The organism is Pantoea sp. Nvir (assembly GCF_009829915.1).
GTDB lineage: Bacteria > Pseudomonadota > Gammaproteobacteria > Enterobacterales > Enterobacteriaceae > Pantoea.
This window is the reverse complement of record NZ_SZZW01000001.1, coordinates 412,896-426,606: the sequence shown is the minus strand read 5'-3', so window position 1 is coordinate 426,606 and position 13,711 is coordinate 412,896. Positions and strand designations below refer to the sequence as shown.

The window sequence follows — 13,711 nt, the reverse complement described above, 5'->3', positions numbered from 1 at the left end:
TTAGCGCGCCTACATTGATTAAATTATTCGTTAATCAGACTTTTTTCTACGTAAAGCTACTTACACTACTGCGACGTCTGACATCATCACCTAACCCTAATATACTAGAGATTCGAGTATACTATTATTTTGAGTACTGAATTTAGCACATCTAAACAGTGTAAAATATCAAAATATGTATATGTAATTCTATAAGATAGGAAGTCGGAGATTTTTGACCTCTGCCAAGTAGTTAGCTGTCAATTGACATCACTCAAAGTATTGTCAGCTGCAACAAATAAAGTTATATACTCACTTATAAAAAAACTGCACTATACAATTTCTCAACTAATTTAACTTCCCTTAAGTGGAGTTTTTTTATAAGTAAGAACGTCACAGTCAGTCTTGTAAGCATCGGCTTATTTATATCTCATGCTTTGTTATATTATAGTTACTCTATTCACTGATTTACCGAGCTCGAGACATATTTTTGATATTCTAGCTTTAGAGGTCTGTCTTTTACCATTAGTGTCAGTTATTTCACAATCAAGTGATACATCATTCACAGATGTATGATCGATCAGCTCTTTAGACTGTATCAAGGTTAGGATTGACACTTAAAATTATAGTAACTCAACAGGAGACTGAGATTACAAGCAGTCAGCAATGGGCATCCGTGGTGCTATATGCTCGTAAATAGTAGTTAGATATTGATTGAAGTAAGCACAAGAAGATTATACTTTTCATTAGTTCTTTACCAGTGAAGTAGTATCAATAAACAGATTTATACAGTTTGTTAAAACTTCTGTCTGAGCACAAAGAGTTAAAAGGCAACTGTAAATCAAGTGGAGTTTTCCCTAGTTCGCCAGCGCTGTCCCTCACTAGTTTCGGCACCATATATCCAGCAACCTGATGAAGAAGCTCGCGCACTAACGCGCGAGCTTCTTCATCAGGAACAAAAAAGTGTCCTGCACCTTGTACTTTATCTAGAACATGTAGATAGTAAGGTAAAATGCCTGTATTAAACAACGCCTTGCTAAGTTCGGACAGTACCAAAGTACTATTGTTAACACCTCGTAGCAGAACACTCTGGTTCAGAAGAATGACGCCGGTACTTTTGAGCTGACGCATCGCCATAATTAATGAGTCATCAAACTCCTGTGCATGGTTGATATGTGTAACTACTAATACCTGCAGACGAGTTTCAGCTAGGATATCACATAGTCTGTCCGTAATTCGTGAAGGGATAACTACAGGCAACCGGCTATGAATACGTAAAGTTTTCAGATGCGGAATTTGCTCCATTGCACTGATTAACCATGCCAGTTCATGATCTTTCGCCATCAGCGGATCCCCACCAGAAAAGATAATTTCATCTATTTCGGGATGAGTAAGAATATAATTAATAGCTCTCTGCCAGTTGCGTTTATTTCCCTGATTCTCCTGATAAGGAAAATAACGGCGAAAACAGTAACGACAATTAACTGCACAGCTTCCCTTAACCAACAGCAGCGCACGATTCCTGTACTTATGTAATAATCCAGGAACCACGCTACACTGCTCGTTAAGAGGATTGGTGCTGTAACCTGGTACTTGAATAAATTCTTGACTTTGCGTCACTACTTGTAACAACAAAGGATCTTGTGCGTCTCCCGGTTTCATACGTGCAATAAAGGTTCTGGGAACGCGTAGGGCAAAAAGGCTACTTGCATTGATGCCATCGGCTAGTTGAGTATACTGATCAAGGCCTAAAAGTTGTAATAATTCATTAGGTTCTTTAACAACATCAGCAAGTTGCTGCAACCATTCTTCCCTAGAATGCAGTTTTCGATTTACAATATACGTCATTTTTTTGCTATCACTTAGTTCAATTATTCCTAGAGGATTTTATGGCGACATATCTTAGTAACGATTTTCGTTCAGGTCTTAAGATCATGTTCGAAGGCGAGCCGTATGCCATCGAATCCAGTGAGTTCGTTAAGCCAGGTAAAGGCCAAGCATTTGTGCGTGTAAAAATGCGTCGCTTGCTGACAGGCACTCGTATTGAGAAAACTTTCAAGTCTACTGACTCAGTAGAAGGAGCAGACGTTATTGATGTAACGCTACAATACTCTTACAAGGATGGTGAATTCTTCTATTTTATGCACCCAGAAACCTTCGAGCAATATCATATTGAAATGAAAATTCTGGAATATATGCAAAGATGGTTGCAGGATAATGCAGAGTGCATCGTTACTCTATGGAATAATAAAGCTATCGCTGTTCAACCACCGAACTTCATTGAAGCAAAAGTAACTGAAACTGCCCCTAGCCTGAAAGGCGATACTGTAGGGACTGGCGGTAAGATAGCTAAGCTAGAAACTGGCGCAGTAGTTAAAGTCCCGCTGTTCGTTCAGATTGGTGAAGTGATTAAAGTAGATACCCGCTCTGGCGAGTACGTGTCACGAGTAAAATAAGTAGATAGTGCATTTCCATATTAGGAGATAGTACATTTATGTGAGTACAATAGAAGAATAAAAAATTCTATGCTAATTCTTTACGCCTAAGCTCAAAGAATTTAATTCTGTTAAGACTATTATTTATACATATCTTTCTCACTTTGGAAAAGTTATCAGAAAGATTCTCTACCAAGAGTCCTTTTTATGTGCTTTTTAGTAGTACATTCAGCCATAAGCAGTCTATGCTTAGCATTGGACTGTAACGACAAAAAGGACATCGCCATGTTTAAAAAAAATATTGTTGCTATTTTTTCAATACTGCTATTCTCTTCTTTACTTTCTGCCTGTAACACTACACGAGGGTTAGGAGAAGACGTAGAAGCGGGTGGCCAGGCTATTCAGCGTACCACTCAGTAATCTCTTAGAAAAACCGGTACGTATCTTTCGTACCGGCTGTAATAATCATTCCTAGCCGGTTTTTTGCCATTTTTCTTCTGCCATTTATAGCTGCGTTTAGTAACCTTGTGAGGCCGCGATTTCATGATTACCTCTTTTTACTTATTACTTATATAGAGCGTTTTTGTTATGAGCGAAATAGTAAGTTGGCAACCGAGCGCCCCTATGGGTAATTTGTTGAACCGTGCTGCTATTCTGTCAGACATTAGACTTTTTTTTGCAAATCACGGTATACTAGAAGTGGATACTCCGGCGCTGAGTCAGGCAAGTGTTACTGATGTTCATTTAGTGCCATTTCAGACACGGTTTGTGGGTTACGGTTCGCCGCAGGGTCGTGACCTCTGGCTAACGACCAGTCCAGAATATCATATGAAACGACTCTTAGCCGCAGGCAGCGGCCCCATCTATCAAATGGGGCGCTCCTTCCGTAACGAAGAGGTTGGACGTTACCATAATCCTGAATTCACCATGCTGGAGTGGTATCGTCCACACTATGATATGTACCGCCTCATGAATGAGGTTGACGAACTTCTTATACAGGTTCTAGGGTGTAATAAAGCTGAATTTATCTCCTACCAACAAGCGTTTATTGTTCATCTAAATCTAGACCCACTTTCAGCCAATAAAACACAGTTGCGCAGTGCGGCTACACCATTGTGTGAAGATCAATTGGCTAGTCGCGAAGAGGATATTGATACTCTACTCATGCTTCTCTTTATGATGGGTGTAGAACCAAATATTGGTATTGATAAGCCAACATTCATCTATAATTTCCCTGCGAACCAAGCAGGGTTAGCTAAAATTAGTACTGAAGATCAACGTGTTGCGGAACGATTTGAAGTCTATTACAAAGGTGTTGAGCTAGCAAACGGTTTCTACGAATTAACAGATAGCTACGAACAACTGCAGCGTTTCAAAAAAGATAACTACCAACGCGCAGTACGCGGGTTACCACAATATCCAATAGATAACTATTTACTAGATGCTCTGGCACATGGCATGCCTGATTGTTCCGGTGTCGCGCTTGGCGTAGATCGTCTAATTATGCTAGCGCTGAAGGCAAATTCTCTAAGCGAAGTGATTGCATTTCCAATAGATCGCAGCTAAAACTGAAGAAGTTTATTAATTTTTAGGAATTGCTCAAACTAGGCAGCCATGCTTTCTCTTATACTAGTTAAGTAGGCTCATAGGAAGGGTCAGCTGGTAATATAATTTAAGAACTGTGCGTCAAGACTAGCGTGGGACCATGAGTAAGATACCCGCCATCATCGTGTTTACAACAAAAATTCAAAATTTTAAAAAAAATGTTAATTCATGCACCACTCTATAGGAGATCATAGGCAAATAACAGAGAAAGAAAGGCGAACAAACCCGTTCTTAAGTTGTTCGCCAGACAGTGAGTTATTAATGTAGTAATAGGTAGATAGATTCGTCTCCTCGTATCACATTGAGAGCTAGTACCGGGGGCTTAGCTGCCAGCACTTTACGCATTTCGGCAAGGGTAGTGACACGTGTACGGTTAACTCCAATAATGACATCATTTTTTTGTAGACCAACCTGTTCAGCCGGCGTGCCCTTATCAATGCTGTCAATTTTAATACCCTTATCACCGGTTTTCGTTGCGCCATCGCTTAGCATAGCGCCTTGCAGTGCAGGTGACATCAGCTGTGCATTAGCACTGCTCTGTGCACTTTGGTCCAGAATGACATCTATTAAAAGTGGTTTTCCATCACGCAAGAGGCCGAGTTTCACTTTCTGTCCTGGTGCTGTGGTGCCAATTTTCACACGCAATTCAGCAAAACTATTAACAGGCTTATCGTTAATTGAGGTGATAATATCTCCAGATTTAATACCCGCTTTCTGCGCGGCAGACTGCGGCATTACTTCAGAGACAAAAGCGCCACGCTGTGCGTCAACGTTAAATGCCTTAGCGATATCTGCCGTCATCTCAGTACCTTTAACGCCGAGCTGGCCACGTTTTACTTCCCCATATTTCAACAGCTGCTGTGCAAGATTAATTGCCATATCGCTGGGGATTGCGAAGCCGATGCCAATATTTCCTCCACTCGATGCTAGAATCGCGGTATTAATTCCGATCAGCTCGCCGTTAAGGTTCACTAAGGCTCCGCCGGAGTTGCCGCGGTTAATAGCAGCGTCGGTCTGTATAAAATTCTCTAGTCCTTCCAGGTTAAGCCCACTGCGTCCCAGCGCGGAAATAATTCCAGAGGTCGCTGTCTGGCCTAGGCCGAATGGGTTTCCAATCGCTACGGCAAAATCTCCTACTTTTAGCTGATCGGAATCAGCTATTTTCACCTGAGTCAGATTTTTTGCTCCTTTAACATGAATAAGGGCAATATCGCTCTGTTCGTCATGACCAATGAGCTTTGCGTCATACTCTCTGCCATCGCCAAGCTGTACGCTGATTTTATCCGCACCGTTTACTACGTGATTATTTGTAAGCACATAGCCTTTAGCGGCATCAATAATTACACCAGAGCCTAAGCCTTCAAACGGCTGTACTTGCTCGCCTCCCGGCGTTTGGCCGAAGAAACGCTTCAATGGTTCAGGTATATCTTGTACTTGAGTGGTCATTTCAGTACCTTCAACGTGGACGCTGACCACTGCGGGCAATACTTTCTCTAGCATTGGCGCCAAGCTGGGTAAAGGCTGGCCCTGAACTTGGGCGGGTAGAGTCGCCATCGTGGCTGGGGCCACTGCAAGACTCATCCCGATACTCAAGGCTAATGCACTTAACAGTTGTGCTTGTTTTTTCATTGCTACAACGCTCTCGCTGCGTAAAAGTGGGGGGGAATTAAACATATTTGACAGCTGATATAGGGTCTGGGTTCGTAAAAATACAGGGTGCAATTGCAATATAGTTGCTTCCTAAAATAATTAGTCACGTCCGGTACGTTTGTCGCTTGACATACCGGAAGCACTCTCTGAATAATCACGTGGTATTTGTACCAGTACTTGGTCATTATCCGCCTCTGCTTGGGTCAGCTGGTAGGCGAAAGTGTTTTTTTCGAGCGTAGGGTTCGACAATAGATCGTTCGATCCTTTTACAATATGCTGATAGAATTGGTGATGATCGTGCACCATATTGTCTAATAATTCAGTGCTGCGTAAAAAATAGTTATTTAACTCTTTGCGGTAATCAGCTAACTCTGCTTTAGTTTTCTCCAATTCATACAGTAAGCTGCGTTGCTTGCGTATTTTTTTATTCCCGAAACGCATAGCAACTGCACCGACAAGAGTACCTATAACTAAACCAATTAGCCCGTATTCCCAGGTCATAATAACTCCCATATAATTTCTGTTGCTTATAAGGCATCTAATATTTAAGGCATCTAACATTTCAATAATAGCCACTATACCTGTTAATTTTATGGATGTGGAACTCTGAGAGAGCATGCTTTAATATAGAGTGGTCTTTTTTCGATAATTAAGTTGTTAATAAAACTATTTCAGAGATTCAAAAAGAGCCATGCAAACCTCATCTCTGCTTGCGTATTATGAAAGAGCATTGTTACAGGGAGACTATAAACCTGATAATGTACAACGCGAAGCAGTTACCAAACTGAATGCTATTCAGAAGGTGCTGGTTGCGCGTGAACCTGATTTACTAGCCCATGGAAAAAAAAGATTATTCAGCTGCCTATCCTGGCTGATAGGCAAAAAGAAAAATAAGACGCAACAAACTGTGCGTGGCTTCTATATGTGGGGTGGTGTAGGACGTGGCAAAACTTGGATCATGGATCTTTTTTTTCATTCTATTCCCGGCAATCGCAAACTGCGTCTCCATTTCCACCGTTTTATGCTGCGTGTACATAAAGAACTGACCCAACTACAGGGACAGATCGATCCGCTGCTTACTATCGCCGATAACTTTAAAGCTGAAACGGATATTCTTTGCTTTGATGAATTTTTTGCCTCAGATATTGCCGATGCTATGTTGCTCGGTACGCTAATGGAAGCGCTATTTGAGCGCGGTATTACTTTGGTAGCGACTTCAAATGTTCCACCAGAAGATTTCTATCGTGACGGTCTGCAACGTGATCGCTTTCTGCCGGTAATTGAAAAAATTAAACAGTATTGCGATGTAATGAATGTGGACGCTGGGATTGATTATCGATTGCACATGCCGACTGTAGCAAATTTGTGGAATTTCCCTCTTAACGAAGCCACGAATGCCAAAATGGAACGTATGTTTAAGACGTTGGCGGGCAGGTCACCTGATAAGGTTCTAGTTCTGGAGATCAATCATCGTCAAATTACGACACTAGGTGTTAGCAAAGGGGTAATGTCAATTGACTTTATGACGCTGTGTGGTGAAGGTCGTAGCCAGCATGACTATATTGAGATATCGCGCTGTTTTCACAGCGTGTTACTTTATAATGTACCGGTAATGATCTCTGAAACAGAAGAACAGGCACGACGCTTTCTTATGCTGGTGGATGAGTTATACGAACATAATGTCAAACTAGTTGTAGCAGCGGAAATGGAATTGCTAGACATTTATCAGGGTAGACAGCTGAAATTGGAGTACCAGCGTTGCTTATCTCGCTTGCAAGAAATGCAAAGCAAGGAGTATTTTTACCTGCCGCATCTACCTTAAAATCTCGTAAGGAAAAGTCAAATAGAGTTCGATTTTTAGAATTGACTTCTTTATAATACCGCAATCCTACTTTACAACAGCAACTGGATTTATTTCCCTAATTTGTTGTGCTCCGGTAACTATATCCTAAACAAAGGGGTAGTAGGCTTGCTAGTCAAAATGTTCGTGTGAGCCTCAAGCGTTTAGGTTTTCACTAACATGAAACTTAATTTGGGTAAGCTTTTCGATGAAAACTTTCATAGCTAAACTAGAGACCGTACAGCATGGCTGGTATATTGTTGACGCAACTGGTAAAAAATTAGGTCGCTTGGCGACTGAACTGGCACGTCGTTTGCGTGGTAAGCATAAAGCAGAATACACTCCGCACGTTGATAATGGTGATTACATCATTGTTCTTAACGCTAAAAAAGTTATCGTCACCGGCAACAAGCGTCGTGATAAAATTTACTATCGTCATACTGGTTATATCGGTGGTATCAAACAGGCGACCTTTGAAGAGATGATTGCTCACAGCCCTGAGCGTGTGATTGAAATAGCGGTAAAGGGCATGCTACCAAAGGGACCTTTAGGTCGCACAATGTTCCGTAAGCTAAAAGTTTACTCGAGCAATAAGCATAACCATGCAGCACAGCAACCACAGTATCTTGACATTTAACAGGATTATAGGCAATGTCTGAAACTCAATGTTACGGAACTGGTCGCCGTAAAAGCTCTTCCGCACGTGTCTTTCTCAAGAAGGGTAGAGGTGACATTATAGTTAATCAGCGCTCTTTAGATCAGTATTTCGGTCGTGAGACTGCACGTATGGTGGTGCGTCAACCACTGGAACTCGTGAATCTGGTTGGTAAACTTAACTTGTATATCACCGTAAAAGGTGGTGGCATCTCTGGTCAAGCAGGCGCTATACGTCACGGTATCACCCGCGCTCTAGTAGAATACGATGGATCTCTGCTTTCTGAATTGCGTAAAGCAGGTTTCGTTACTCGTGATGCACGTCGGGTTGAACGTAAGAAAGTCGGTTTACGTAAAGCACGCCGTAGTCCGCAGTTTTCCAAGCGTTAAGTATTACAGCTTAGGTAATAGCAACACGTACAAAAAACCCTCTTCGGCGGGTTTTTTTATTTTCTTTGGAGTGCCTTTATCTAGAGCTATGCTTACAATATCTGTATGACATTACAAATGCTCCCGTAAATTTTAAATCCTCACCTACAATTTGCTTAAAATCTGGTAAACTCTACGATACTTTGCGCCTATATAGAAACACATAGGCGGTGCCTGACGTCTATTCAACAGTCTAAAGAGGATCAGGCTAACAAGGTGTCTATGAGCGAACGATTGAGTAGGTGAGGCGCTGTAAGAACTGCGCTATTAGCCGTATTTTGTGAACAAACTTGGAGGTTTTCATGGCTGTCGCTGCCAACAAACGTTCGGTAATGACGCTATTTTCTAGTCCTACTGATATTTTCAGCCATCACGTCCGTATCGTGCTAGCTGAAAAAGGCGTCAGCGTGGAGATTGAGCAGGTTACAATGGATAACTTGCCGCGGGATCTTATTGAACTCAATCCTTATCGAACCTTACCGACATTGGTAGATCGTGAATTGACGCTCTATGAATCACGCATCATAATGGAATATTTGGACGAGCGTTTTCCGCACCCGCCATTAATGCCGGTCTATCCGGTTGCACGCGGCGAAAACCGTTTGATGATGTACCGTATTGAACAGGACTGGTATAGTCTGATGTACACCATTGAAAAGAGCAACGGTCAAGAAGCAGAAACAATGCGCAAACAGTTGCATGAAGAGTTGCTGTCAATTTCGCCGCTTTTTTCTCGCACCCCTTTCTTTATGGGAGAGGAGTTCAGCATGGTAGATTGCTATCTTTCATCGATGCTATGGCGTCTACCATCTATAGGTATAGATATTACAAGTACTGGTTCAAAAGAACTGAAAAGCTATATGACTCGCGTATTTGAACGCGACTCTTTCCTTACTTCATTAACGGATGAGGAACGTGAAATGCGCTTACAACCCTGGAGCTAAGAGCTATGAAAATATCAAAAATATCGGCTCGTCGTCCTTATATGTTACGTGCTTTTTACGATTGGCTAATTGATAACCAGCTAACGCCACATCTGGTGGTCGATGTTAACGTACCCGACGTCCAGGTTCCTCTGGAATATGTGCGTGACGGCCAGATTGTACTGAATATCGCACCACGCGCGGTTGGTAATCTTGAGCTTGGCAATGAAAAAGTACGTTTTAGTGCGCGTTTCGGTGGCATACCGCTTCAGGTTTCTGTGCCAATGGCTGCTATCTTAGCAATTTACGCACGCGAAAATGGTGCAGGTACAATATTTGAATCAGAGCCAATCTATGGATTAGGTGTACAGGATACAAAAGATAGGCCACGTACTATAATGTCAGTAATTGACGGTGATCGTCTAGATAACGCTACCGGTGAGCAGAATAATTCACCAGATGATGATCCGCCACCGCGTGGCACTCGCCCATATCTGCGAATAATAAAATCAGTAATTGACGGTGATCGTCTAGATAAAGCTAGCGATGAGGAAAATAATGCACCAGATGACGATCCACCACCGCGCGGCACCCGCCCATATCTACGAATAGTAAAATAGGTAGTAAGGTAGAGTAAAAATCTGACTCATTAAACTGCATGCGGTAATTGCCGTTAATACTAAATCCAAGCCATGCACCTCGTCGTCATTAGCAAAAATTTAGGGTTCTAGCTTGATAGAACACTCTCTATATGTTCTGGAGAGATAATGTATTCTTAGATGGCCACTTCAACTTTAAAGTTAGCAAGCCACTCCATTCTGTACGGACGAAAGCCATCTGCCCGCTAGAACCTAGAACTAAGACAAGATTACTTTCCATGTGGATATGAAACTGCTCAGTTTTACTTAGCAAATCCCATAGTGTGTTTGTTGTGGGCGATTAGGAACAGCTAAGGCTTCATACACGCCAGCTAATTCTCTTCTCTATCCTGCTGTACATCGAACTCAATATAAGGGTCTCTACTCCAGGGAAAATTGCGTTATAGGCGTTTATCAGAGCTCTTATCTATACATCATGTTCTACTTCCGTATTAAAGTGATATTCAATACAGATCACAGTGAAGATCTTTCATTGTTTGATTATTATCTTTTTTTCAATGTTGAACAACAAAATCCCGAAGTGCAGCAAGCTTCCTATTTCTAGATAGCAATCGTAAATACTATTTTTACGAGGTTTCGTATTAGTATATCGGCGTGAGACCAGCTAGATCTGTTAGATCATCGCTATGTGCTTACCAATCACTTTTATACCAACATATCTGAGTTACAGCTAATCTCTCTTACTTTATTATTAATATAATGCTTCATATTAGATATGGTCACTGCGCCAAACTCATTGTTCAACGTATAACAGCCTACACGGAAGCAATTTTGCGCACAAACACATCCATTCCTGGTGCAACAGATATGCCGTTTCAATTATTCGAGCTTCGTTTACTAATGTTAATCAGTTAGCAATATATTTATGAACTGGGTACCTTTACTTGCAGTAGGAGTCTATTTTTACAGGAAAAATAACAATGAGCTTAATTTTGCATAGATTTCAGAAAAGATTTCGTAAATTTATACAAAAGTCATTTTCTCTATTTTTAATTGTTTTTAGCTCGGCTATGGAATGAACACGGTGACCTAACAACACCCCCCCTTTAGATCACTATACTTAAGTTTTACCTGTAAGAAATACGATAACTAGTGTAGCTAGTTAGCAAGGATCTCCTTTATGGAATGCACTGCCTTGATTCAGTACTAGGAGAAGCCGTCTCTCATTTCTGCACCGAATCTTACGATGTTATGACCTAGTGTTCAGATGAGATACCACCAACCATGTATTCATAATAGTTATTTTCAGTCCCTTTCATTACAATAATTATGCCCAAGTTAAGTGACGTCCCTCGAATTACTTGTAATCTCTTCCGTAGGTAAATAGCTTGCCTTGCCGTAAAGATAGGTATTACATGTAATGGTGGCTTGTAGCTAAAAGAAGTGGAACCGCTTAATGGACGAATCGACAGTGTGCTACTTGACATACCCTTACCAAAATAGTCATTATAGTCTCCGGTCATAAAGTTGTTAATGTACTAGATTTGCAAGTATTTGTAGACTAGAGGATCTTAGAACTAGGGCTGAAGCCGAACTTTCGGAACTAAGGAACGCTGTTTTAATAAAACCGTGGACTGTTTTTAGGACAGTATCCACCTTTAAATATTCTTGACAAGTACTGTATTCCCCGTTCTGAAGAGAGTGTTATAAAGTGCATACTATCTCTGAGTTCGTGAGAATGGTATTCTTCCACGGTGCATATATTTTAAGATGCGAAACTGATCTAGCGGGTTACGCTGTAACTAAGCGCCTTACATTTAATTTACTCGATCCTGTTAAAAATCTACGAAGTGCTCTCCTCTAATTCAGCTTACTCCGCTACAGAACCATAAACTAGCACAGCAGTGTGTAAACTGACTGTTTGGAACAATTTTAAAGAGCTGTAGGCGGTAATGGTCAATATGTTCAATTATGGTGTTAAGATGCTGTGGTGTTAACACTAGGGGGGGAAGATGCTATTGCTATAATTAAGGGAGGTATTACAAGTAGTATTGGGCGATGCTTTGTAGATTCTAGCACTTACTTAGCAAGTTAGTTAGCTCTTGCGTGAAAATTCGCCATAAGATATGACATTGAGAAGTATTTGAACATAAAAAAATTAAATGGGTAATTTAGCAAATTAAAAAAATTATTTTCTAATTGTATGCTGATACTTTTTTGAGATATTTTTCTTCGTTATATTGGCGTAATTAATCTTTCCGTAAGAAAGGTAATTTAATCTGATCAGGCTCTCAGCATTTTTTTAAAACTAACTCAATGAATTATGCGCAGCTTTTTCATGCCAAAGAGTAGTTATTAAAGTAATGTTAGCTGTTGATTCTGCGTAAGATGGGTTAAGAAGGAATTTCTACAGGGAGATTACTTGCACTAGGATTATTCTTCGTCGAAGCCTGCCTCAAAAAACTCTATTACGACCGCTAGTGCTTGGTTTTCTTCTGCGCCACTGGATTCAATCTCAATGTACCCCCCTTTTTCTGAATCAAGCATCAGTAATGCGATTACACTTCGCGCTTCTGCCTCGGTGCCTGATTCATTTCTCAGTAAAACTTCGGCATCAAAACTTTTAACCAATTCAAATAATTTCATAGCAGGACGCGCATGTATGCCATACTTATTTTTGATTTTAACGGTTTTTTTAACAGTCATGGTTTGTGTTTTTCCAAAGTGCGATGCCGAGACTGTACATTTTTGCCACATGAACGAAAATAGTCAGCCAGCTGTTCCGCAATATAGACTGAACGGTGTTTACCTCCGGTACAGCCGATAGCGATGGTAAGATAGCTACGGTTGTTAGTTTCTAACATAGGTAGCCATAATTCTAGATAGTTGCGCGTTTGGTAAATAAATTGATTTACTTCTATGTGCTGTTCAAGGAATGTTATGACAGGCCGATCGAGACCAGTCATTGTTTGAAGTTTAGGATCCCAATGTGGGTTGGGAAGAAAACGCACATCAAAGACGTAATCAGCATCAATGGGAATTCCATGTTTGAAACCAAAGGATTCGAAGACCATCGTCAGCTCACGCTTGTTCAGCAACTTTGTACGTAATATTTCTGCGAGCTCGTGAACTGACATCTCTGATGTATCGATTATTAAATCAGCGCGCGAGCGCAGAGGTTCCAGTAAAGTATTTTCTTCATCAATCGCATTTTCTAGTGACAAGTTTTTACTAGAGAGTGGATGTAGACGACGTGTATCGCTGTAACGACGAATGAGTGTGTGACGGTCGGCATCTAAAAACAGCCACTGTGGTGAAAAAGCGTCTGGCAGATTATTAAATGCGGTATCAAAAATTTCTGGTGATTCTGGCATATTACGTACATCGATACTGATGGCCGCCGAAATATTACGCGCTACAAGGGAGTGCGCTAGCTCTGGTAACAGAGCCACGGGCAAGTTATCTACGCAGTAAAATCCCATATCTTCCAGAGCACGTAGCGCCCCCGATTTTCCTGAACCTGAACGACCGCTAACGATCATCAGCACCATGACTTTATGCTCCCCCCCTATTTTAAACACGGAATGCGCACCGATA

At 41.2% G+C, this 13,711-nt stretch carries 13 protein-coding genes and 1 pseudogene; 8 read left to right on the top strand and 6 right to left on the bottom strand.

Features of this window, described 5'->3' with window-relative positions:
• Nucleotides 1-750: 750 nt before the first annotated feature.
• On the bottom strand, nucleotides 751-1,827 hold the full coding sequence (gene epmB, locus FD729_RS01590) for an EF-P beta-lysylation protein EpmB (protein ID WP_159931537.1): 1,077 nt from the start codon (nucleotides 1,825-1,827) through the stop codon (nucleotides 751-753).
• 41 nt (nucleotides 1,828-1,868) lie between these two features.
• Here epmB and efp point away from each other — a divergent pair, with 41 nt between their 5' ends.
• From efp to epmA, 3 genes are all read left to right on the top strand, one after another.
• The gene (gene efp, locus FD729_RS01585; protein WP_159931536.1) at nucleotides 1,869-2,435 is read left to right on the top strand and encodes an elongation factor P; all 567 of its coding nucleotides are present in this window, start codon (nucleotides 1,869-1,871) and stop codon (nucleotides 2,433-2,435) included.
• A gap of 264 nt (nucleotides 2,436-2,699) precedes the next feature.
• Nucleotides 2,700-2,834: an entericidin A/B family lipoprotein gene (locus FD729_RS01580; RefSeq protein WP_159931535.1), complete on the top strand. Its 135-nt coding sequence runs from the start codon at nucleotides 2,700-2,702 to the stop codon at nucleotides 2,832-2,834.
• 168 nt (nucleotides 2,835-3,002) lie between these two features.
• Nucleotides 3,003-3,980, top strand: a complete 978-nt coding sequence (epmA, locus tag FD729_RS01575; protein ID WP_159931534.1) for an elongation factor P--(R)-beta-lysine ligase — start codon at nucleotides 3,003-3,005, stop codon at nucleotides 3,978-3,980.
• A gap of 297 nt (nucleotides 3,981-4,277) precedes the next feature.
• On the opposite strand, the gene degQ is transcribed toward epmA, so the two are convergent.
• The gene (degQ, locus tag FD729_RS01570; protein WP_159931610.1) at nucleotides 4,278-5,648 is read right to left on the bottom strand and encodes a serine endoprotease DegQ; all 1,371 of its coding nucleotides are present in this window, start codon (nucleotides 5,646-5,648) and stop codon (nucleotides 4,278-4,280) included.
• A 120-nt stretch (nucleotides 5,649-5,768) separates the two neighbouring features.
• Nucleotides 5,769-6,170: a Z-ring associated protein ZapG gene (gene zapG / locus FD729_RS01565; protein WP_159931533.1), complete on the bottom strand. Its 402-nt coding sequence runs from the start codon at nucleotides 6,168-6,170 to the stop codon at nucleotides 5,769-5,771.
• 190 nt (nucleotides 6,171-6,360) lie between these two features.
• Between zapG and zapE the strand changes: the two genes are divergently transcribed.
• The 5 genes and pseudogenes from zapE to sspB form a co-directional block, all read left to right on the top strand.
• The gene (gene zapE, locus FD729_RS01560) at nucleotides 6,361-7,491 is read left to right on the top strand and encodes a cell division protein ZapE (RefSeq protein WP_159931532.1); all 1,131 of its coding nucleotides are present in this window, start codon (nucleotides 6,361-6,363) and stop codon (nucleotides 7,489-7,491) included.
• A gap of 226 nt (nucleotides 7,492-7,717) precedes the next feature.
• A complete protein-coding gene (gene rplM / locus FD729_RS01555) occupies nucleotides 7,718-8,146 on the top strand; it encodes a 50S ribosomal protein L13 (RefSeq protein WP_159931531.1) in 429 nt (142 codons plus the stop codon).
• Nucleotides 8,147-8,160: 14 nt separating this feature from the next.
• Nucleotides 8,161-8,553, top strand: coding sequence for a 30S ribosomal protein S9 (rpsI, locus tag FD729_RS01550; protein ID WP_159931530.1), 393 nt, complete (start codon nucleotides 8,161-8,163; stop codon nucleotides 8,551-8,553).
• A gap of 341 nt (nucleotides 8,554-8,894) precedes the next feature.
• Nucleotides 8,895-9,536 carry a stringent starvation protein SspA gene (sspA, locus tag FD729_RS01545; RefSeq protein WP_159931529.1) on the top strand — a complete coding sequence of 214 codons (642 nt, stop codon included), beginning with the start codon at nucleotides 8,895-8,897 and terminating at the stop codon, nucleotides 9,534-9,536.
• A 5-nt stretch (nucleotides 9,537-9,541) separates the two neighbouring features.
• A pseudogene (gene sspB, locus FD729_RS01540) lies at nucleotides 9,542-10,024 on the top strand (ClpXP protease specificity-enhancing factor); the annotation flags it as partial.
• A gap of 1,346 nt (nucleotides 10,025-11,370) precedes the next feature.
• On the opposite strand, the gene FD729_RS01535 reads toward sspB, so the two are convergent.
• The 3 genes from FD729_RS01535 to rapZ form a co-directional block, all read right to left on the bottom strand.
• Complete coding sequence (locus tag FD729_RS01535) at nucleotides 11,371-11,637, bottom strand: hypothetical protein (protein WP_159931527.1); 267 nt, start codon at nucleotides 11,635-11,637, stop codon at nucleotides 11,371-11,373.
• A gap of 910 nt (nucleotides 11,638-12,547) precedes the next feature.
• Nucleotides 12,548-12,820: a PTS phosphocarrier protein NPr gene (gene npr / locus FD729_RS01530; RefSeq protein ID WP_159931526.1), complete on the bottom strand. Its 273-nt coding sequence runs from the start codon at nucleotides 12,818-12,820 to the stop codon at nucleotides 12,548-12,550.
• Nucleotides 12,817-13,665, bottom strand: a complete 849-nt coding sequence (rapZ, locus tag FD729_RS01525) for an RNase adapter RapZ (RefSeq protein WP_159931609.1) — start codon at nucleotides 13,663-13,665, stop codon at nucleotides 12,817-12,819. The genes npr and rapZ overlap by 4 nt, the downstream gene beginning before the upstream one ends.
• Nucleotides 13,666-13,711: the final 46 nt, after the last annotated feature.

Excerpts from the sequence above, each read along its gene's own strand:
- epmB (WP_159931537.1), bottom strand. The coding sequence starts at position 1,827 with ATGACGTATATTGTAAATCGAAAACTGCATTCTAGGGAAGAATGGTTG.
- efp (WP_159931536.1), top strand. The coding sequence starts at position 1,869 with ATGGCGACATATCTTAGTAACGATTTTCGTTCAGGTCTTAAGATCATG.
- FD729_RS01580 (WP_159931535.1), top strand. The coding sequence starts at position 2,700 with ATGTTTAAAAAAAATATTGTTGCTATTTTTTCAATACTGCTATTCTCT.
- epmA (WP_159931534.1), top strand. The coding sequence starts at position 3,003 with ATGAGCGAAATAGTAAGTTGGCAACCGAGCGCCCCTATGGGTAATTTG.
- degQ (WP_159931610.1), bottom strand. The coding sequence starts at position 5,648 with ATGAAAAAACAAGCACAACTGTTAAGTGCATTAGCCTTGAGTATCGGG.
- zapG (WP_159931533.1), bottom strand. The coding sequence starts at position 6,170 with ATGACCTGGGAATACGGGCTAATTGGTTTAGTTATAGGTACTCTTGTC.
- zapE (WP_159931532.1), top strand. The coding sequence starts at position 6,361 with ATGCAAACCTCATCTCTGCTTGCGTATTATGAAAGAGCATTGTTACAG.
- rplM (WP_159931531.1), top strand. The coding sequence starts at position 7,718 with ATGAAAACTTTCATAGCTAAACTAGAGACCGTACAGCATGGCTGGTAT.
- rpsI (WP_159931530.1), top strand. The coding sequence starts at position 8,161 with ATGTCTGAAACTCAATGTTACGGAACTGGTCGCCGTAAAAGCTCTTCC.
- sspA (WP_159931529.1), top strand. The coding sequence starts at position 8,895 with ATGGCTGTCGCTGCCAACAAACGTTCGGTAATGACGCTATTTTCTAGT.
- FD729_RS01535 (WP_159931527.1), bottom strand. The coding sequence starts at position 11,637 with ATGACCGGAGACTATAATGACTATTTTGGTAAGGGTATGTCAAGTAGC.
- npr (WP_159931526.1), bottom strand. The coding sequence starts at position 12,820 with ATGACTGTTAAAAAAACCGTTAAAATCAAAAATAAGTATGGCATACAT.
- rapZ (WP_159931609.1), bottom strand. The coding sequence starts at position 13,665 with ATGGTGCTGATGATCGTTAGCGGTCGTTCAGGTTCAGGAAAATCGGGG.